The organism is Neisseria sp. HMSC068C04, from assembly GCF_001810105.1.
Classification (GTDB): domain Bacteria; phylum Pseudomonadota; class Gammaproteobacteria; order Burkholderiales; family Neisseriaceae; genus Neisseria; species Neisseria flavescens_B.
This window is the reverse complement of the sequence record NZ_KV799911.1, coordinates 1-20,120: the sequence shown is the minus strand read 5'-3', so window position 1 is coordinate 20,120 and position 20,120 is coordinate 1. Positions and strand designations below refer to the sequence as shown.

Genomic DNA, 20,120 nt, shown 5'->3' with positions numbered 1-20,120 from the left:
GAAATACGATGAAAAAAACCTACTTTACTTCAACCTTGATGCTTGCCCTGGCTTCCGGCACCCTGTTTGCCCAAACTTTGGTTACCGTCAACGGTCAAGCCATCGACAGCAGCGTTATCGATGACCAAGTTGCTTCCGTGCGCGCCAGCAACCCGAACGTTCAAGACACTCCTGAATTGCGTCAAATGCTGACCGAACGCCAAGTTATCAGCACTGTTGTTACCCAAGAAGCTAAAAAATTAAAACTGGATCAAAGCGCTGAATTCAAAGCTGCATTGGAGCAAGCGCGTGCCGATGCCGCCAAGCAAGGTGCAGATAAAAAAGCCACATTCAAAACCGAATGGGCAGTTTTCGAGAATGATTTGTTAGGCCAAGCTTTCGCGGCGCATATCGTCCGTCAATATCCTGTTCAAGAAAAAGATGTCCAAGCCGCTTACAACGACTTTAGCAACTTCTACAAAGGTACTCAGGAAGTCCAACTGGGCGAAATCGTGACCGACAACAGCAGCAATGCCCAAAAAGCCATTGCCGATTTGGATGCGAAAAAAAGCTTTGTTTCGGTATTGAACCAATACTCAATTGACGAAGCGGCCAAAAAAGCAGGTGGTATCCCTAAAGCTTATGTTCCGCTTAAAGATTTGCAAGAATCAGCGCCTCCGCTTTACGCAGCTGTCAAAGACCTGAAAAAAGGTGCACACACTAAAACGCCACTGCAAAACGGTAATCTGTACGCCGTTTTCTATGTCAACGACCGCCGTAACGTTACCGTACCTTCTTACGAAGCCGCTAAAAACGAGATTGGCAACGACTTACAGGCAGCCCGTGTTGATGCGGCCATTCAATCATTGCTGAAAAAAGCCAGCATCAAAGTCAACAAATAATATAACGTGCCCGCCGTGATAACGGCGGGCAATAAGGAACTCACATGAACATCAAGCCCAAAACTGCCGTTTTGGCTATCCTCGCCCTATCAACCGTCGGCTTGGCAACTGCCAAAGCACCTGAAATCGATCCCGCCCGTATCGACAGCATGGTCGCCGAAGTATTGAGACAGGCCGATCAACATCCCAACCAGACTGCCAAACCCGATGGTCAGGCAATCCGCAAAGATGTGGTTACACGTTTGCAGACTTTGGAAATTTTGAAAAATGAAGCCATCAAGGCTGGTTTGGACAAAGATGCGGAAGTGCAAAATCAGTTGAAAAACGTCGAAGCTGAATTCTATGCTAACCAATACGCTGCTTATCTAGAACGCCAAACCACGGTTGACGATGCCGAGTTGCGCCGTTTCTACGACCAGCAAACACGCATTATCAAGCTGCAACAAGTCAGCTTTGCTTCAGCAGACGAAGTACGCGCCGCGCAAGAACTGCTGCTCAAAGGCTTGTCATTTGAAGAGCTGATGAAACGCTATCCCAACCCCGAACAGGAGTTCGACGGCTTCATCTCTCCGCAGCAGCTCTCTCCTCAACTGGCTACCGCTTTTGCCGACATGAACCGAGGCGATGTAACGCATGAGCCGATTCAAATAGAAAACCGTTTTTATCTGTTTAAACTCAGTGCCGTAGAGCGTAATCCTAATGCTGAACCTTTCGAACTGGTACGCAATCAGCTTGCCCAAGCTGTCAAACAACAAAAAGTCGAGAATCAGATCGAACGTATCTTGAAAGAAAACGGCATTAATCCGTAAATTGATTCAATGGTTTCAGGCCGTCTGAAACTATATTTGGACTCAGAGGGCGTATCTTACGCCCTTTTTTACAACTCCTTTTATTCAAAAACATCATGCGCGCTGTTATCCAAAAAGTTACCCAAGCCAAAGTTGACGTTTTGTCCGAAGATTCTCGAGAAACCTGCGGCAAAATCAACAACGGATTTATGATATTGCTCGGCGTTACCCACACTGATACAGAAGCAGACGCCAAATACATTGCGGATAAAACCGCCAACCTGCGTATCTTTGAAGACGAAAACGGTAAATTGAATTTATCGCTCAAAGATGTCGGCGGCTCGATATTACTGGTTTCCCAGTTTACCCTTTACGCCGATGCGCGCAGCGGCCGCCGTCCTTCTTTCTCCAATGCCGCACCCGCAGAACAAGCGGATAAACTTTATCAATACACCGCACAACTTCTACGCGAACATGGCTTAACTGTCGAAACCGGCAGATTCCAAACCCATATGCAGGTTTCCCTTTGCAATGACGGGCCGGTCACTTTATTGCTTGACTCGCAAAAAACATTCTAAATCCCATCAAAAAAGGCCGTCTGAAATATTTCAGACGGCCTCTCCATTTCTTATCATGACTAAATCAAGCCTTGCGCTTTCACCCAGGTCACAATATCTGCCTCAACGGCTTCAGGCGAACCCGGATTGTCGATTTTGACACTATATTCATCAGCACCCAACTCTTCCAAAATCTCCAGCTGCGAATCCAGCATTCCGGCTTTCATATAATGCCCCTGACGCGACAGCATACGCTCGAGATTGATTGCTTGAGGCGGAGTCAAATGGATAAAAGCCACCTTCCCTTCTGCACCACGCAGAATATCGCGGTATTGGCGTTTGAGTGCGGAACAAGTAACAATGGAATATTTTTCCCCATTTTTTGCCTGCTCCGTCATCCAGTCACGCAAATTGCCCAGCCAGACGCATGAGAAACTGTTACGCATTACTGCTTCGATTTCGGCAAAATTCTCGATCGAAATTTTTAGTCACATCAAAAGAATTTAAGGCGATAGCGTTTTTATACGACTCCTGAACATCCATCATACTTTTTCTTAAAAACTCTGAAAGTGCCATGATACAAAGGCCGTCTGAAAAATTCTTCAGACGGCCTTAATTCTTAAACTTCTGCCGGCGGTTGCGGTGTATCTTCATCTTCCTGCTGCGTTTTCACTTTGGCAAAGCGGCTGAACCAAATGCCTGCTTCGTAGAGCAGAATCAGTGGAACGGCAAGCAGGGTTTGAGAAATTACGTCAGGCGGCGTGATGATTGCGGCTACGACAAATGCACCGACAATCACATACGGGCGCGCATTCTTAAGCTGTGCAGTCGAAACAATGCCCATTTTTGCAAGCAACACCACAACGACGGGCACTTCAAACGTCGTACCGAATGCAACAAACATGCCCAAAATAAAGGACAGGTATTTGTCGATATCGGTCGCCATATTGACGCCGACAGGGGTTACACCGGCCAGGAATTTGAAAATAACGGGAAACACCAAAAAATAGGCAAACGCCATCCCAACGAAGAAAAGCGTTACGCTGGACAACACCAGCGGCGTAATCAAACGTTTTTCGTTTTGGTATAAGGCAGGAGCGACAAACGCCCAGACTTGATACAGCGTGTGCGGCAACGACAGCAGAAACGCCGCCATTAGAGTAACCTTGACCGGTACAAAAAACGGCGCGATCACATCGGTCGCAATCATGCTGGTATCTTTAGGCAGATTGGCCATCAACGGTTCGGCAACAAAGGTATAGAGCTGCTGGGCAAACGGCATCATGCCCAAAAAGCAGACGACGATACCGATGACGATCCACATCATGCGGCGACGCAGCTCGAGAAGATGCTCGATAAGCGGTTGGACGGGTTGTTCGTTTTGAGGTTCGGACACCGGTTGACTCACTTTTTACTTACGGACGCGCAGTTTGGGCTTGGCGTGGAATTTCGGGCGCATATCGCGTTTGCGGCTCATCGCCTGCTTACGCAAAGAAGTCGTATGCGGCGGAGGAACATCGGCAACAGGAGATTCGACATAGCTGACTTCTACCGCAGGAGCAGGTGAAACCGAAGCTGTCAAATACTCACGCCAAGCGCGGTCTTGCTCGGATTCAGCATTTTCAGCCTCGACAAGCTCTTGGGTTTGCACTGCCCCATCCTGCTCAGAAGCTTGGATTGCACTTTCATGCTCAGCGCCGTTTGAAGCCAGATCAGGCAAAGGGTTGCCCAACTCATCCACACCAAAATCGGCAGGCGTTTTCTGTTCGGGCAGGCGTTCCCACGGCTTGAGGCCGTCTGAAATATCGCTCAGATTTTTTTGTGCATCGTTGCCCAAGTCTTTGATACCGTCGCGAAACTCAGATGCGGCGGTTTCAAATTCCTGCTTCACCTTGCGCAATTCGTCCAACTCAGCCTGAGTGTTGAGTTCCTGCTTGACGTTGTTGACGAATCCTTGCAATTTGCCGACCAAACGACCGGCCGTGCGCGCGGCTTGCGGCAGACGTTCGGGGCCAAGCACTATCAGGGCGACAACGCCGACCAGCAGCAATTCGCCCAAACCGAAATCAAACATGGATTATGCTTTGTCTTCGTCTTTTTTGTGTTCGATGACTTCGTCTTTTTTGGCATCTTTGCCGTCAGTACCTTCGTTCAGGCCTTGTTTGAAGTCATGCACCGCACCGCCGAGGTCTTTGCCGACGTTGCGCAATTTTTTGGTACCGAATACCAAAACGACGATAATCAGTACGATAATCCAGTGCCAGAGAGAGAAGCTACCCATGATAAATCCTTGAATTTGTTAAAAATAGATAATAGTTATGCAGGCGTACCCATGATATGGATATGCAGGTGGAAGACTTCTTGTCCGCCGCCTTTACCTGTGTTGATCAGGGTTTTGAAACCGTCGGTCAAACCTGCCTCATGGGCGATTTGAGGAACTTTCAACATCATTTTGCCCAACAGGGTTTGATGTTCGGCAGTTGCATGTGCCAGTGAATCGAAGTGCACTTTCGGAATCAGCAGCAGATGCACCGGCGCGGCAGGACGGATGTCTTTGAAACAAAGCATCTCATCGTCTTCGTAAACGGTTTGTGCCGGAATATCTTTGGTTGCGATTTTACAGAAAATACAATTATCCATAATGGCTCCAATGGCCGTCTGAAACGGGCGTAACGGGTTTCGACCAAAAAAGGAAATCGTTTTTGCCCCAAGAGACGGATTCTGAAACAGGTCAAATACGGGATTGTAATATAAATTCAAGATTCTTTGCGAGAAGCTTTTTCCACTAATCCCGACAAACCTTGACGGCGCGCAAGCTCGTTGACCACATCTTCGGCGCGCAATCCGTGATGCGCCAATAAAACCATGGTATGAAACCACAAATCCGCCACTTCGTAAACCAAATGTTCGCCACCGCCATCTTTAGAGGCCATCAAGGTTTCACCCGCTTCCTCGATGACTTTTTTCAGAATCTTGTCTTCGCCTTTGTACAGCAGTTGGGCGACATAAGAAGCATCGGGATCGCCGCCTTTGCGCGAATCGATGACGTTTTGAATTTGGGTAAGGATAGTATCGGTCATGGTCGGTTTCTCTTATTTTCTTTCAGACGGCCTTAAGGATGTTTATGTCCGTAGATCGCTTCTTCATCTTTCAACACGGCATCGACTGTCTGCCATGCGCCCTCTCGCCAAACTTTATAAAAACAGCTTTCACGCCCTGTATGGCAGGCAATGCCGCCGTTTTGTTCAATCAGCATGACCACAGCGTCGCCATCACAATCCAGGCGCAATTCATGTACTTTTTGCGTATGTCCGGACTCTTCGCCCTTCATCCATTGTTTTTGGCGGGAACGGCTGTAATAGTGGGCAAACCCGGTTTCTACGGTTTTTTGCAGGGCTTCGGCGTTCATCCAGGCAACCATCAGCACACGGTGTGTCTGCCAATCTTGGGCAATCGCGCAAACCAAACCTTTTTCATCAAATTTTACGGCATTCAGCAGCGTTTCGTTTATGTTCGACATTCGCGTTTCTCTCCAATATTTTCAGACGGCCTTTGGATAGCAATCACAAACGCACTTCGATTCCTGCTTCACGCATGGCCAGTTTCGCTTCGCGGATACTCGCTTCGCCAAAGTGGAAAATACTGGCGGCCAATACCGCATCTGCCTTTCCTTCTTTAATGCCGTCCACCAAGTGTTGTACCGAACCGACGCCGCCGGAAGCAATAACCGGAATATCGACCGCTTCGCTGACCGCGCGTGTCAAAGGCAGGTTGAAACCTTGCTTGGTACCGTCCCGGTCCATACTGGTCAGCAAAATCTCGCCCGCACCGCGCCGCTGCATTTCGACAGCCCATTCCACCGCGTCCAAACCGGTCGGATTACGTCCGCCGTGAGTAAAGATTTCCCAACGGGTGTTTTCGGGGTTGACCGCCTTGGCATCGACGGCAACAACAATCGCTTGCGAACCAAAAAAACCGGCCGCTTCGTTTACCAAATCAGGATTGGTTACAGCGGCCGTATTGATGCTGGCCTTATCGGCACCGGCATTAAGCAGACGACGGATATCGGCAACTGTGCGCACACCGCCGCCAACTGTCAATGGAATAAAAACTTGTGAAGCAACTGCCTCAATAACGTGCAAAATAGTGTCGCGATTGTCGCTGGAGGCAGTGATGTCCAAAAAGGTCAACTCATCTGCGCCTTCATCGTTGTAGCGTTTGGCAACGTCAACCGGATTACCCGCATCGCGCAGACCCAAAAAGTTGACGCCTTTTACCACGCGACCGTCTTTTACATCCAGACAAGGAATAATTCGTTTTGCCAATGCCATACCCAATACCTCTTATCCGTTATCAGGCCGTCTGAAACCGTCAGGCCAAAAATTTGCTCAACCAATCCGGCAAATGTTGCAACAACTGAAAATAACCAATGCCGGCCATCATCGCCAAAACACAGGAAATAATGAAATTGCTGTCAATGCGGCCGACTATGGAAAAAATCAAACCGGCAAATGCCCACACTATCCCATTGAAAATCATCCAATAGGTGTCGATAATCGGCAAATCAAACGCCGTCAGCTGTCGCAGTATCACGGCAATCAGTGTAAACCACAAACTTTCGCTTAGCGGATACACTTCGCGATCGGATGACCAGATAATCCAAAAACCCAAAACAAACGCTTCAAGCATACCAATCCCTTAATAAAATAAGATATTGAGTGAGTTGTTTTTATAATTATTTCAGACAGATTTTTAAGTCTAAGGACTTTGCAAAATGCCGCTTTTGAAGGTATTTTCATATGCGCCAACTCCTGCGCTGTTACCCCTTGCAACGCCCTAATCTGCATAATTAAACGCACTTAGGTCAAGCCAAAGAATCGGCCAGTTTTTGTGCCTGTGCGAAATCAATACTTCCCTCATAAATTGCGCGGCCGGTAATCGCTCCGCTCACACCCTCTTTTTCAACGGCACACAATGCGCGGATATCGTCCAAATTCGTCAATCCGCCGGAAGCGATAATCGGGATATTCACTGATTGAGCCAATTTGACGGTAGCCTCGATATTCACGCCACTCATCATGCCGTCGCGGCCGATATCGGTATAAATAATGCTGTTGACGCCATCGTCTTCAAAACGCTTGGCCAAATCGACGACATGGTGTTCCGTTACCGTTGCCCAACCGTCTATCGCCACCATACCGTCTTTGGCATCCAAGCCGACAATAATCTGACCCGGAAATGCCTTACATGCTTCGCGCACAAATTCAGGATTTTTTACCGCGGCCGTACCGATAATCACATCGGTCAGCCCTAAATCCAAATACTTTTCAATGGTTCCCAAATCACGGATACCGCCGCCAAGCTGTACCGGAATATCTTTAGCCACGGCGGCCAAAATTTCTTTAATCGCCGGAAAATTTTGAGGAACGCCTGCAAATGCGCCATTCAAATCAACCAAATGCAAACGGCGTGCACCTTGATTGCGCCAATGCAACGCCATCTCTGCCGGCGAATCGGAAAACACCGTCGCCTGCTCCATCAAGCCTTGTTTTAAGCGAACACAGCGTCCTTCTTTTAAATCAATGGCAGGTATCAACAGCATTTTCTTCTCCTCTACTCAATTTCAGTATATTTTACACAAATTAGCGATTTTTAGCATATTTATGTTAAAAAACCTCAAATCTGCCAATTTAAAAAATTACGCAGCAGCAGCAATCCTGCCTGATGGCTTTTTTCCGTGTGGAACTGTGTGGCAAACACATTGTCCTTACCGACAATACAGGCAAATTCATTCGGATATTCGCTAACGCCTAAAACAATCTCTTCATTTTTCGGCGCAAAATAATAGCTGTGAACAAAATAAAAATACTCGTTCTGCCCAATGTCTTGAAATAAAGGATGCGGACGGGTTTGGCGCACTGTATTCCAGCCCATATGTGGCACTTTCAGACGGCCTCCCTGTGCATCGGTTTGATTGGACAAAAACCGTTTTACTTGCCCTTCAAACCAACCCAAACCATCTGTATCGCCTTCTTCGCTGTGTTCAAACAATAATTGCGCACCTACGCAAATTCCAAAAAACGGCTTGTTTTTCAGGCCGTCTGAAACCGCCTCGCCCAAACCGCTTGCCTTCAGCGCAGACATACAATCCGGCATGGCACCCTGCCCCGGAAAGATTACCTTATCCGCCACCATCACCTCTTCGGGGCGCGAAGTCAGATAAATTTCCGCATTTTGATTGGACAAGACCTGAGCCGCCTGAACAGATTTCAATACTGAATGCAGGTTTCCCATTCCATAATCGACAATCGCTACTTTCATTGCTTCTCCTCAGGCCGTCTGAAAACATTTAATGATTAATATAATAATAAGAATGATTGTAGCAAAAGATGGTTTAAAACAAAATATTGTTGATATACAAGACAAATAATAAAGGCCATCTGAAATCCCAATCGGTTTCAGACGGCCTTTATTCATTCACACGATGCCTTATTCTTCAGATGCGGCTTCTGCTTCTTCTTGAACAGACTCTTCGCTCAACGTGCCTTTGGTAGAAGGCGTTTGACCCATCATGCGCGGATCGTATTCGACCGCCATGCGCAAGGCGCGGCCAAAGGCTTTGAAAACAGTCTCGGCTTGATGATGTGCATTACGGCCGCTCAAGTTATCGATGTGCAAAGTCATCATGCTGTGGTTCACAAGCCCATGGAAAAATTCTTCAAACAAATCGACATCAAAACGGCCGATCAGGGCGCGGGTAAAGTCGATGTTGTACACCAAGCCAGGGCGGCCGGAAAGGTCGATGACTACACGGCTCAACGCTTCATCCAGCGGAACATAGGCATGGCCATAACGGGTAATACCGGCTTTATTGCCAAGCGCTTGTTTCAAGGCCTGACCCACCACGATACCGATGTCTTCAACCGTGTGATGGTCGTCAATGTGCAAATCGCCTTTGCAGGTAATATCCAAGTCAATCAAACCATGACGTGCTACTTGGGCAAGCATGTGTTCAAGGAAAGGAACGCCGGTATCCAAGCGGTATTTACCGGTACCGTCAAGATTGAGGCTGACGGTGATTTGGGTTTCGCTGGTATTGCGGGTAACGGTAACAAAACGGCCTTCAGGTGAAACACCAGCTTCAACTGCTTCGACAGTTTGTTTTTCCAAACGCGCCGCTTCAACCGCTGCTGCTTTTTCTTGATCTTTGCTGTGATCACGGTTCAGCCAGCCTTTGCGTTTGTGCATGCCGGATTCCAACTTCGCAGCCAGGCTCGGACGAATGCCGCGTGCAGACTCATCGCCTGCTTGTTGTTCCAAACGGCGTTTGAGCTGAGATAGAGAAGCGGAGTTTTCATAACCGCACGCACGTGCAAGCTTGGTTAATGAGCCGGCTTCTTCAACCAATAACAGAAAATTGGTCAAATGCAATTGAGCTTTGTTCATGATGGTAGTTTCCTTGGAATCAAAGATTAGGGTAAAGGTTTTTAATAACTGCTAAGACGGCATCATTTTGCGCTGCCGAGCCTATGGTTATGCGGACACACTGATCCAAAAGCGGATGGTTGCCATGCAGTTTTTTAATCAGTATGCGGTTTTGCTTCAATGTTTCAAACAGCTCGTTCGCATCAGGAACACGAACGGTAATAAAGTTGGCTTCGCTTGGAAAAACTTCCAAACGGTTTAATTTCAACAATTCATTCATTACGCGCGAACGCTCATTTTTTAATGTATCAATGTTTTGCTGAATGATTTGATGATGTTTCAATGAGAATTTTGCCGCCGCCAAGCTTAATTGATTCATATTATAAGGAGGAAGAATTTTAGCCAGTTCACCCATAATGCTTGGACTTGCCGCCGCATATCCCATCCGCAAGCCTGCAAAGCCGATTTTACTGATGGTGCGCATTACGACCAGATTTTCGACTTCGCCCGCCCACGGAAGGAAACTGTCATGATGAAACGCACCATATGCCTCATCGACAACCACAATGCCGGTAGCCGCACGAATGACCGCCTCCACTTCTTCTCGCTTAAAGCACACGCCGGTAGGGTTATTGGGATAGGCAATAAAAATTAATGATGGCTGATGTTGCTCGATAGCGGACAAAACGGCAGGGGGATTTAAAGAGAAATCCGGATTTAAGGGAACGCCGACATATTCCATGCCATAAAGTGCGGCATTATGCCGATACATAACGAAACTTGGCTCAACACCCAATATACGCGCATTTGGTTTGGCAACCAGCATAGTCAAAAACTGGATAAGCTCGTCGGAGCCGTTACCCAACGCGATTTCCGCTTTATCGGGAATACCGAAAACCTTCCTCAATTCTTCATAAATGCCGCTCTTGGCAGTATGGGGATACAAATGAATCGGCGCCTGCTTTGCCAAATCCGCCCATTCCGATAATAAAGATTCATACCCAGCGAAAGGATGATGCGGACACTCCATGGCGTCCAACTTAATAAAACCTTCCGGCAAATCGGCAACCTGATAGGCTGTCATTACTTTAATATCATCACGGATAACATCAGCAACGCGATTCATGATTTTCTATCCTCCTGAGATAAAGTATTTAGAATAATAGCACAATCTTTATTAAATATATATATTAATAAGACTATAAAACAAGATAAAGTTTCATTCGTTTGAAGAAAAAACAATAAATCCTTTCTTCAACATCTTTAAGCAATATTCTTGGCTTACCCTGCCTTTTTAGCGGTATAATTTTAAGTTTTCCAGTACGGCTTTACGCCCTCAATATTGTGAACAATACACGCTCCCCATTACCTTATCTTGCAACTTCCGTAAGCCTTATCCTGCTGATTCTGCTTTCCTTGTCATGGGAATTGTGGATCGCGCCATTGCGCGAAGGCGGCTCATGGCTGGCACTGAAAGCCCTGCCCCTGTGCCTGCCGTTGACCGGCATTTTGAAAAAACGCATCTACACTTATCAATACAGCTCCATGCTGATTCTGATTTACTTTGCCGAAGCCTGTATGCGCCTGGCTGACACAACCGTCGCCAGCCGGATTTGCGCCGCCGTTTCCGTATTATTGTGCATTGCCTTTTTCCTTGGCTGCCTTGCATTTATCAAACAACAAAAACACACATCAAAATGACCTACCACACACTTTCAGACGGCCTGACTGAATCTTCAGTGAAAACCTTTTGGCCTTTATGGCTCAGTTTTCTTTGGATTTGCGCCGTCCCTTTTCTCTCACTCTACCGAGTCGGCCCTCTGCCCAGCTTTTATTTGGAAGCCATCTCACTGAGCGGCTCATTGGTACTGACATTGATTAGCGCACACAAAGGCCTGCTGAATATCCGCCTTCCTGCACTCAGTATCGGCTTGTTTGCCATGGCCGCATTTTGGTCGCTCCAAGCGCGCCTCATGCATTCCACCTACCCCGGCATGAGCGACATTACCGCCTGGACCTTTGTTATATTGGCACTGGGCGCATGGTCGGTGCGGGGCTGGATAACAGCTTACGGACAGGAACGCGTCGTCAGTATCTTTGCTTGGTCTTTATTAATAGGTGCAACCATACAGGCCGTCATCGTTTGGTTGCAATTTAAAGGTTGGTCCAACGTAGAGTGGTTGAACGGCATCATTGCCCGAAGCAGCGGTACCGTAAACGGCCAACTCGGTCAGCGCAATCATTTGGGACATTATTTAATGTGGGGCATTTTGGCGGCATCCTATTTGTGGACGGCGCGCAAAATGTCCAATGCAGCAGGTTTTCTGTTCGTATTGGCTTTGACTGCAACCCTCGGCCTTGTCAACTCGCGCACCATCTTGGGCTACATTGCCGCCCTATTCCTGATTACGCCGTTATGGTTTTGGCGTACCCGTTTCCAACACAAACGCGCACTGTGCATTTTCCTTCTGACCGCCATCCTGGCCGCCGCTTTCCAATTCGGCATGGGCAGCCTGTTGGATTTGTTTGGCAACATCAAATACGAAACCGCTGTCGAACGCGCAGGCACCAGCGGTTTTGAAGGCTCCATGCGCCAAATCGAATGGAGCAAGGCATGGATTGCTTTTCAATCCGCACCTTGGTTCGGACACGGCTGGAACAGCTTTGCCCAGCAAACCTTCCTGATCAATGCCCAACAACAATACTTCCCCAACAATATCCTCGGCGTACTGTTTACCCATTCGCACAATATCGTCATGCAGTTATTGTCCGAAATGGGCATTGCCGGCACCTTGCTTGCAACCTTAACCCTGCTTGCAGCCGTATGGCGACTATTGGGACGCAACCAAACACCGGCTTCCCTGTTTTTACTGACCGCCGCCGCCGTCAGCCTCTGCCACAGCATGCTCGAATATCCGCTTTGGTATATCTACTTTCTCACCGTATTCAGCCTGATTCTGTCGCTTACACCTTCTTATCCGAAAGATGTTTCAGACGGCCCTTTATCTACCCGAATCAGACAGTGGGCAGGCGGTATAGCCGCTTTATCGATTTTAATCGGCATGGCAAACCTCAGCTGGGAATATCAAAATCTGACCCAATATAGCCGTGTAGGGGAAACCGACAATCCGCAAACAGTTCAAAATAAAATCGACGGTTTGCAGCAGCTCTCCAAAGAAAGCCCTATGCTTGCCTATTACGCCGATTTAAGTTTGAGCAAACGTGCCGACCCGACCGATGCCTACATCCGCCCGTGGGCAGAAGAAGCCGCACTCAAAGCCCTAACCTACCGCCCCTACTCCAGCGCCTATCAAGTCGGCCTCTACCTCTACCGACAAGGCAAGAAAGAAGAAGGTGCGCAATGGATGCAGGCAGTGCAATATTATTACCCCTATATGATGTATTTCTACGCCGACAAAATACGCAGCCATCCGGTATTCGCCCCTCTGCTGCCCAAACTTTTGTCCGATTGCAAAGATTTCATCAATGCACCGAAACACCAAACTGCCAAATCATGTGACAAACCCTAAACAAAACACACTCAATTGTCAGTTTGTCCTTACAGGCCGTCTGAAAATGTAAAGAGCGACAAGTTTCTATGCAAAAAAGCGCAAAAGCACAGAAAATTACGCTATCAACAAAAGCAGATTGCATGTTAAGATTGAACACAACTCTATTTTAATCGCCGCACCGCCTATTTAGTGCCACGGCGCATACAATCACGAAAAGGAAATTCCATGAGTCGCGTATTACTCGTAGATGACGATGCCCTCTTGACCGAATTACTGACCGAATACCTGACTGCCGAAGGCCTCAACGTCCACAGCGTTCCTGACGGCGAAGCCGGCGTTCAAGAAATTCTGACCGGACAATACGATGTCGTCGTATTAGACTCCATGATGCCTAAAATGAACGGTTTGGACGTTCTGAAAAACGTACGCACCCAAAGCACTGTGCCCATCATCATGCTGACTGCAAAAGGTGACGACATCGACCGTATTATCGGTTTGGAAATGGGTGCGGACGATTATGTGCCGAAACCATGCACACCGCGCGAACTCTTGGCACGTATCAACGCCATCTTGCGCCGCGCACAACACAGCAACGAACAAAACAACGCGCCGAACAGCATTTCTGTCAGCGACGTTGTCCTCTACCCTGCCAAACGCCAAGCCAGCATCAAAGACATTCCGCTTGAATTGACCAGCACCGAGTTCAATCTGCTCGAAGTTTTGATGCGCCATGCCGGACAAGTTGTCAGCAAAGAGACCCTGTCTATCGAGGCACTCGACCGCAAACTGGCTAAATTTGACCGCAGCATCGACGTACACATCTCCAGCATCCGCCACAAATTGGGCGATGCTTCCCTGATTCAAACTGTACGCGGCTTAGGCTACCTGTTTGTTAAAAATTAAAGATTAAACAGATCAATGAAACTGTTTCAACGCATCTTCGCCACATTTTGCGCAGTCATCGTCTGCGCAATCTTTGTGGCGAGTTTTTCATTTTGGCTGGTACAAAACACCCTTGCCGAAAACCAATTCAACCAACGCCGCACCATCGAAACCACATTGATGAGCAGCATCATTTCCGCATTCAACTCACGTGGAGACAGCGGTGCGCGCGAAATTCTTTCCGAATGGAAAAACAATCCGGTTTCCAATGCCGTTTATGTCATTACCGGCGACGATAAAAAAGATATTTTAGGCCGAAACATCGACAGCCTCTCCATTGAGCGCGCCCGTATCTTTGCCATCAACAACCCCGAATCTGATTTGGCACACATCGAATACGACCGTTTCGGCGAAGAATACCTCTTCTTTATTAAAGGCTGGGACAATCATCAAGCCCAACGCCTCCCTAGCCCGCTCTTCATTCCCGGCTTGCCGCTTTCGCCTATTTGGCACGAATTTATCATTCTGTCTTTTATCATCGTTGTGGGGCTCTTGATGGCATACATCCTTGCCAACAACATTACCAAGCCTATTAAAATTTTGGGAGGCGGCATGGACAGAGTAGCCAACGGAGAACTTGAGACCCGCATTTCCCAACAAGTTGACGACCGTGACGACGAATTGTCCCACCTTGCCGTACAGTTCGACAAAATGGCCGAGAAACTTGAAAAACTTGTTGCCAAAGAGCGCCACCTGCTCCACCACGTTTCTCATGAAATGCGCTCGCCGCTAGCGCGTATGCAGGCGATTGTCGGCCTGATTCAATCCCAGCCGCAAAAACAAGAGCAATACCTCAAGCGACTCGAAGGCGAACTGGTGCGCATGGATACTTTGGTCGGAGAATTGTTGACCCTCTCTCGCTTGGAAACTTCCAATATCCCTTTGGAAAAAGAAAACCTCAAACTCGTTCCTTTCCTGACTAACTTGATTGAGGACAACCAAAGCATTGCCCACCAAAACAACCAAAGCGTTACCCTGAGTATTGACCCAAAAATTCCTGAAAATGCCGTAGTCAGCGCCAACGAAGGCTATCTATACCGCGCCTTTGACAACGTGATCCGCAACGCCATCAATTACAGTCCGGAAGGCAGCACCATTCAAACCCATATCGGACAAGACGGCAAAAACTGGATTATCGATGTTACCGACAACGGGCCTGGCGTAGATGAAATGCAGCTTCCGCATATTTTCACTGCCTTTTATCGCGCCGACTCCAGCGCGCACAAGCCCGGTACAGGTTTAGGGCTTGCCTTGACGCAACACATTATGGAACAGCACTGCGGTAAAATCATTGCTGAAAATGTCAAACCCAACGGCCTGAGGATGCGTTTTATCCTTCCTAAAAAGAAAGCCGGAGACAAAAAAGAAGTCTAAAAATAAGGCCGTCTGAAACTTTTCAGACGGCCAAAAACACAAATAAGGAACCATCATGAGTGCAACCGTCCAAACCGGCTACTTCTTCATGCCTGAACACATCATCCTCGTCGGCGCCAGCGAACGTCCGCAAAGCCTTGGCGAACGCATTTTCAGCCACCTGCTCGGTTCCTCATATCAAGGCAAAATCACCCCCGTCAATCTTCGACACAGCAGTGTCGCAGGCATTCCCTCCTACTCCAGCCTCAGCAAAATCCCGGGCCAAGCCGATTTGGTTGTTGCCGTTATCCCGCCCGACCATTACGACTCGCTGTTCAAAGCCTGCCGTAAAAAAGACCTGCGCCACATTATCCTGATTCAAGATTGGGAAAACCTACCACCCGAATCCTGTAAAAACGCCCGTTCCATCATTCAAAAACATCACGGCGACGAATTAAACATCAGCGCGTGCAATAGCGCAGGCATCCAACTCCCCTCGCTCAACCTCAACATCGGCACCCAAGCCGACTATCCGGCCGGCCATATCGCTTTACTGACCGGCCACAGCACCGTCAGCCGCAACATCAACCACCTGCTGAACACGCTGCACCAAGGCGTATCACGCCACATCAGCCTCAACTATGACCTAAGCCCCACCACATCCGCCGACTGGCTCAACCGCTTCGGCCACAACCGCCATACCAAAGTTGCCGTTACCCACTACAATCCGGCCGAAAACCAACGCGAGCTGTTCAGTGCCATCCGCCACTTTACACGCCACACTCCGCTTATCCTGTTGTCCACACACTACACCGACAACACAGACAAAGCCATCCTGCGCAGCCTCAGCCGCCATTGCAATTTCCAACTGGTATTCAACACCTCCGAACTGGAAGCAGCCCTAAAAGCCCACCTTTCCAGCATTCCCGTCATTACTAATCCCACCATTCTGTCCGACACACCGATAGAATGGCTGCGCACTACCGCCGATACCTGCGAATTGACCCTCGACCTCCCAACCGATGTACCATCCATCCGACAAGGCTGCATCGGCAGCAGCCCTACGCCTGCACGCATCCACCGCTTGGCACTCGAACAATTACAAAATCCACATACTCAAGCCCTGCTCGGCATTATTTCGCCAGATACGCCGGATGCGTACAGCATTCATCAAACTCTGGATAATTTGGCACAAAAAACCAGCAAGCCCATTCTCGTCAGCTATCGTTTTTCAGACGGCCTGACTCGGTTTAACACGCCGGAAGAAGCCTTACTGACACTTTATTTCCGCAATCAAACCGCCTATTTGCAACAGGTGCAAAATACCCCTGCACCAGCCAAAACAGGCCGTCTGAAAACACCTAAAAGCAAAAATATCGATAAAGCCATTGCATCCAGCCAAACCGAACTGATGGCGGAAGCCCTATATCTGCCTCCGTGCCAAACCCAAAAACACAACGCCGTCCAGTTCCGGTTCAGCCGTCATGCCATTTACGGCAACATCCTTACCGCCCATTATAACGGCAAAACCGAAGCCGCATTACCTCCCTTTACCACACTCGATATCCAGCGTTTAAGCCAATTTGCAGAACTCGACAACACGTCCGTTCTCAATCAATTCCTGCATTCCCTAAATACGCTTATCCACAACAACCAACATATCGGCGACATTATCCTCAACTACAACGGCAGCCTATACAGCAGTACCATTATTCCCGAGATCGTGGAAAAACCTGTTGCACCAACAACCAAAATCCCCAAAAAAGCCGTCCAAACATTGGAACAGGCCGCCGCCAAAATGCAAAGCGCCGCCGCCTACCTCCAACAAAAAAATCCGGCCGCAGCTGAATTCCTACGCAACACTGGCGAAGCCGCTTCCGAACTGTTGCACCCTAAAACCGAAACGCCCGAGATACAAAACGTACTCGCACCCTATCCGAGCCAAACCGATACCTTTGTCTTGCCCAACGGCAACACACTGCACATCCGCGCACTAGAGCCTGAAGATGCCGAAGCCAAACAAAAATTTGTCCGCCTATTACCGGCGGCCGACCGCTATACGCGCTTCATGACCCATACCAACGAGTTGCCGCTGCCCACACTCGCACGGCTGACCCGTCCCGATTTTCATACCGAATGCGCGTGGGCCGCCTTCGCTTCAGACGGCCGTATCGTCGCAGTCAGCCGCTACAGCCGCATCAATCGCAATGAGTGCGAGTTCGGCATTACTTTGGCACCAGAAGCACGCAAAACCGGCCTGGCCGGCAAAATGATGAGCCTCATTATCCAAACTGCCACACAGCAAGGTTACCAAACCATGAATGCGGAAATCCTCAAAGAAAACGCACCGATGCTCAAACTCGCTGAAAAATCAGGCTTTACCGTCACCCCATCTGAAACCGACCGCGGCCTGTATCAAGCCAGCCTCGATTTGAACGAATGGCAAAACAGCAACAAAAACAAATAAAAACTTGCATAACCCGTGTGAAATATCCTAAAATTAGCGGTTTCTATATATCCGCATTTTTCAAAAGGACTCAAAATGGTAGTTATCCGTTTGGCTCGCGGCGGCTCAAAACACCGCCCTTTCTTCAACGTAGTCGTAACTGACTCTCGCAACCGTCGTGACGGCCGCTTTATCGAGCGCGTAGGTTTCTACAACCCCGTTGCCAACGAAAAACAAGAACGCGTACGTTTCGACGCAGACCGCATCAACCACTGGGTTGCTCAAGGCGCGAAAGTTAGCGATGCAGTTGCCAAACTGATTAAAGAGCAAAAAATCGCTGCTTAATCAGCCGAAACGACCATGACAGACACTCAAAAACGGGTAGCCATGGGCTACATCAAAGGCGTATTCGGCATTAAAGGCTGGCTTAAAATTACCGCCAATACCGAATATACCAACAGCCTGCTGGACTACCCCGAGTGGCAGTTGTGCAAGGATGGCAAAACCCTGAATGTTGTGCTTGAGGCAGGTAAAATTGTCAATGGCGAACTTCAGGTCAAATTTGAAGGTATAGACGATCGCGACCAAGCATTTGCCTTGCGTGGCTATACCATCGAAATTCCCAGAGAGTCATTCGCCCCTACTGAGGAAGACGAATACTACTGGGCAGATTTAGTCGACATGACCGTCATCAACAAAGAAAACATCGTCCTCGGCAAAGTCAGCAACCTGATGGAAACCGGTGCAAATGATGTTTTGATGATTAAAGGCGAATACGGACAAATCCTGATTCCCTTTGTCTCCAACTATATCGAATCTGTCGATACCGACAGCAAAACCATTATCGCCGACTGGGGTTTGGACTACTGATGCTGATTCAAGTCATCACCATTTTCCCGGAGATGTTCGACAGCATTGTCGAATATGGCGTTACAGGCAGAGCAAGAAAACAAAATCTTTGGCAGTTTCAAGCCATCAATCCCCGAAAATTTGCCGACAACAAACTTGGCTATATCGATGATCGCCCCTTCGGAGGTGGTCCGGGAATGATTATGATGGCGCCGCCGCTTCAAGCGGCAATTGAAGAAGCCAAAGCAAACTCGCAAAAACCTGCCAAAGTAATTTATCTCAGTCCGCAAGGTCAGCCGCTGACACATAAAAAAGCTGCAGAACTTGCCGAACTGCCCCATCTTGTTCTTCTATGCGGACGCTATGAAGGCATAGATGAAAGACTGCTGCAAAGCAGTGTGGACGAAGAAATCAGCATTGGCGACTTTGTCGTCTCGGGCGGTGAATTACCCGCCATGATGTTGATGGATGCCGTCTTAAGATTGGTTCCGGGTGTATTGGGCGATATACAGTCAGCCGAACAAGACTCGTTTTCAGACGGCCTTTTAGACTGTCCTCATTACACCAAACCCATAGAATTCCAAGGCATGATGGTTCCCGAGGTCTTACGCTCAGGAAATCATGGCTTGATTGCCGAGTGGCGATTGAAACAATCGCTGCGACGCACTTTAGAGCGCCGACCTGATTTATTGGAAAAGCGCAGTTTAATCCCAAAGGAATCCCGCCTCTTAAAAGAAATCTTGCAAGAGCAACAGGAAATCCAATCATAACCTAGGAAAAACAAATGAACTTGATTCAACAATTAGAGCAAGAAGAAATCGCTCGCTTGAACAAAGAAATCCCTGAATTCGCTCCAGGCGACACCGTTGTCGTATCTGTACGTGTAGTTGAGGGTTCTCGCAGCCGTCTGCAAGCATACGAAGGTGTTGTTATTGCTCGCCGCAACCGTGGCCTGAACAGCAACTTCATCGTTCGCAAAATCTCTAGCGGCGAAGGTGTAGAACGTACTTTCCAACTGTACTCTCCTACCGTAGAAAAAATCGAAGTTAAACGCCGTGGTGACGTACGTCGCGCCAAACTGTACTACTTGCGCGGCCTGACCGGTAAAGCAGCTCGCATTAAAGAAAAATTGCCTGCTCGCAAAGGTTAATAGCCTTCATCAAAAACCCACTTCAATGAAGTGGGTTTTTTGTTTTTTATACAAAAACTCCTTGTCTTTCTTACACAATCCTGCAAGCTAATCACAATAAACACTTCACGCATAAACTTAAACAGAATCGTAACCTCCCTACCTCTTTTAACCTTTATACAAAAGGCCGTCTGAAACAAAAGATTCAGACGGCCTGAGACCTTTGCAAAATTCCTTT

General features: G+C 48.3%; 25 protein-coding genes and 1 pseudogene. 12 read left to right on the top strand and 14 right to left on the bottom strand.

What is annotated here, in order from left to right:
• Window positions 1–8 precede the first annotated feature (8 nt).
• The 3 genes from HMPREF2700_RS01765 (at window position 9) to dtd (ending at window position 2,247) form a co-directional block, all read left to right on the top strand.
• The gene (locus HMPREF2700_RS01765) at window positions 9–881 is read left to right on the top strand and encodes a peptidylprolyl isomerase (protein WP_070589536.1); all 873 of its coding nucleotides are present in this window, start codon (window positions 9–11) and stop codon (window positions 879–881) included.
• 44 nt (window positions 882–925) lie between these two features.
• The gene (locus tag HMPREF2700_RS01760; protein WP_070589534.1) at window positions 926–1,690 is read left to right on the top strand and encodes a peptidyl-prolyl cis-trans isomerase; all 765 of its coding nucleotides are present in this window, start codon (window positions 926–928) and stop codon (window positions 1,688–1,690) included.
• A gap of 95 nt (window positions 1,691–1,785) precedes the next feature.
• Window positions 1,786–2,247, top strand: a complete 462-nt coding sequence (dtd, locus tag HMPREF2700_RS01755) for a D-aminoacyl-tRNA deacylase (protein ID WP_070589532.1) — start codon at window positions 1,786–1,788, stop codon at window positions 2,245–2,247.
• A 59-nt stretch (window positions 2,248–2,306) separates the two neighbouring features.
• Here the strand turns inward: dtd and HMPREF2700_RS01750 are convergent.
• The 13 genes and pseudogenes from HMPREF2700_RS01750 to hisC all read right to left on the bottom strand — a co-directional run.
• A pseudogene (locus tag HMPREF2700_RS01750) lies at window positions 2,307–2,648 on the bottom strand (gluconokinase, GntK/IdnK-type); the annotation flags it as partial.
• Between the two features lie 197 nt (window positions 2,649–2,845).
• The gene (gene tatC, locus HMPREF2700_RS01745) at window positions 2,846–3,622 is read right to left on the bottom strand and encodes a twin-arginine translocase subunit TatC (RefSeq protein WP_070589530.1); all 777 of its coding nucleotides are present in this window, start codon (window positions 3,620–3,622) and stop codon (window positions 2,846–2,848) included.
• A gap of 15 nt (window positions 3,623–3,637) precedes the next feature.
• Window positions 3,638–4,300, bottom strand: a complete 663-nt coding sequence (gene tatB / locus HMPREF2700_RS01740) for a Sec-independent protein translocase protein TatB (RefSeq protein ID WP_070589527.1) — start codon at window positions 4,298–4,300, stop codon at window positions 3,638–3,640.
• A 3-nt stretch (window positions 4,301–4,303) separates the two neighbouring features.
• On the bottom strand, window positions 4,304–4,507 hold the full coding sequence (gene tatA, locus HMPREF2700_RS01735; protein ID WP_003679438.1) for a Sec-independent protein translocase subunit TatA: 204 nt from the start codon (window positions 4,505–4,507) through the stop codon (window positions 4,304–4,306).
• 35 nt (window positions 4,508–4,542) lie between these two features.
• Complete coding sequence (locus HMPREF2700_RS01730; protein WP_049329536.1) at window positions 4,543–4,866, bottom strand: histidine triad nucleotide-binding protein; 324 nt, start codon at window positions 4,864–4,866, stop codon at window positions 4,543–4,545.
• Window positions 4,867–4,982: 116 nt separating this feature from the next.
• Window positions 4,983–5,306, bottom strand: coding sequence for a phosphoribosyl-ATP diphosphatase (locus HMPREF2700_RS01725; RefSeq protein WP_070589526.1), 324 nt, complete (start codon window positions 5,304–5,306; stop codon window positions 4,983–4,985).
• Between the two features lie 32 nt (window positions 5,307–5,338).
• Window positions 5,339–5,737: a phosphoribosyl-AMP cyclohydrolase gene (gene hisI / locus HMPREF2700_RS01720; protein ID WP_141745811.1), complete on the bottom strand. Its 399-nt coding sequence runs from the start codon at window positions 5,735–5,737 to the stop codon at window positions 5,339–5,341.
• A 52-nt stretch (window positions 5,738–5,789) separates the two neighbouring features.
• On the bottom strand, window positions 5,790–6,557 hold the full coding sequence (gene hisF / locus HMPREF2700_RS01715) for an imidazole glycerol phosphate synthase subunit HisF (RefSeq protein WP_003748652.1): 768 nt from the start codon (window positions 6,555–6,557) through the stop codon (window positions 5,790–5,792).
• A 40-nt stretch (window positions 6,558–6,597) separates the two neighbouring features.
• Window positions 6,598–6,915: a hypothetical protein gene (locus HMPREF2700_RS01710; RefSeq protein ID WP_063075325.1), complete on the bottom strand. Its 318-nt coding sequence runs from the start codon at window positions 6,913–6,915 to the stop codon at window positions 6,598–6,600.
• 175 nt (window positions 6,916–7,090) lie between these two features.
• Entirely contained in the window at window positions 7,091–7,828 is a 738-nt protein-coding gene (gene hisA, locus HMPREF2700_RS01705) for a 1-(5-phosphoribosyl)-5-[(5-phosphoribosylamino)methylideneamino]imidazole-4-carboxamide isomerase (protein WP_070589522.1), read from the bottom strand.
• A 74-nt stretch (window positions 7,829–7,902) separates the two neighbouring features.
• Complete coding sequence (gene hisH / locus HMPREF2700_RS01700) at window positions 7,903–8,547, bottom strand: imidazole glycerol phosphate synthase subunit HisH (protein ID WP_070589520.1); 645 nt, start codon at window positions 8,545–8,547, stop codon at window positions 7,903–7,905.
• A gap of 168 nt (window positions 8,548–8,715) precedes the next feature.
• Window positions 8,716–9,672 (bottom strand): imidazoleglycerol-phosphate dehydratase HisB, encoded by a 957-nt coding sequence (gene hisB / locus HMPREF2700_RS01695; protein WP_070589518.1) that lies wholly within the window; start codon window positions 9,670–9,672, stop codon window positions 8,716–8,718.
• A 19-nt stretch (window positions 9,673–9,691) separates the two neighbouring features.
• Window positions 9,692–10,777: a histidinol-phosphate transaminase gene (hisC, locus tag HMPREF2700_RS01690; protein ID WP_070589516.1), complete on the bottom strand. Its 1,086-nt coding sequence runs from the start codon at window positions 10,775–10,777 to the stop codon at window positions 9,692–9,694.
• A gap of 218 nt (window positions 10,778–10,995) precedes the next feature.
• Here hisC and HMPREF2700_RS01685 point away from each other — a divergent pair, with 218 nt between their 5' ends.
• From HMPREF2700_RS01685 to rplS, 9 genes are all read left to right on the top strand, one after another.
• A complete protein-coding gene (locus HMPREF2700_RS01685) occupies window positions 10,996–11,352 on the top strand; it encodes a DUF2069 domain-containing protein (RefSeq protein ID WP_070589514.1) in 357 nt (118 codons plus the stop codon).
• Window positions 11,349–13,181, top strand: a complete 1,833-nt coding sequence (locus tag HMPREF2700_RS01680; protein ID WP_070589512.1) for a PglL family O-oligosaccharyltransferase — start codon at window positions 11,349–11,351, stop codon at window positions 13,179–13,181. The genes HMPREF2700_RS01685 and HMPREF2700_RS01680 overlap by 4 nt, the downstream gene beginning before the upstream one ends.
• 207 nt (window positions 13,182–13,388) lie before the next feature.
• Window positions 13,389–14,066: a two-component system response regulator MisR gene (gene misR, locus HMPREF2700_RS01675; protein WP_070589510.1), complete on the top strand. Its 678-nt coding sequence runs from the start codon at window positions 13,389–13,391 to the stop codon at window positions 14,064–14,066.
• A gap of 15 nt (window positions 14,067–14,081) precedes the next feature.
• Entirely contained in the window at window positions 14,082–15,479 is a 1,398-nt protein-coding gene (locus HMPREF2700_RS01670; RefSeq protein ID WP_070589508.1) for a HAMP domain-containing sensor histidine kinase, read from the top strand.
• Between the two features lie 55 nt (window positions 15,480–15,534).
• Window positions 15,535–17,925 (top strand): bifunctional acetate--CoA ligase family protein/GNAT family N-acetyltransferase, encoded by a 2,391-nt coding sequence (locus HMPREF2700_RS01665; protein ID WP_070589505.1) that lies wholly within the window; start codon window positions 15,535–15,537, stop codon window positions 17,923–17,925.
• 75 nt (window positions 17,926–18,000) lie between these two features.
• A complete protein-coding gene (rpsP, locus tag HMPREF2700_RS01660; protein WP_003684452.1) occupies window positions 18,001–18,249 on the top strand; it encodes a 30S ribosomal protein S16 in 249 nt (82 codons plus the stop codon).
• Window positions 18,250–18,264: 15 nt separating this feature from the next.
• A complete protein-coding gene (gene rimM / locus HMPREF2700_RS01655) occupies window positions 18,265–18,774 on the top strand; it encodes a ribosome maturation factor RimM (RefSeq protein WP_070589504.1) in 510 nt (169 codons plus the stop codon).
• The gene (trmD, locus tag HMPREF2700_RS01650) at window positions 18,774–19,523 is read left to right on the top strand and encodes a tRNA (guanosine(37)-N1)-methyltransferase TrmD (protein WP_070589502.1); all 750 of its coding nucleotides are present in this window, start codon (window positions 18,774–18,776) and stop codon (window positions 19,521–19,523) included. The genes rimM and trmD overlap by 1 nt, the downstream gene beginning before the upstream one ends.
• 14 nt (window positions 19,524–19,537) lie before the next feature.
• Complete coding sequence (rplS, locus tag HMPREF2700_RS01645; protein ID WP_003679470.1) at window positions 19,538–19,903, top strand: 50S ribosomal protein L19; 366 nt, start codon at window positions 19,538–19,540, stop codon at window positions 19,901–19,903.
• On the opposite strand, the gene HMPREF2700_RS11880 is transcribed toward rplS, so the two are convergent.
• Window positions 19,900–20,120: hypothetical protein (locus HMPREF2700_RS11880; protein WP_210389845.1), on the bottom strand; the 221-nt coding region annotated here is incomplete at its 5' end. The two genes, rplS and HMPREF2700_RS11880, sit on opposite strands and share 4 nt — an antisense overlap.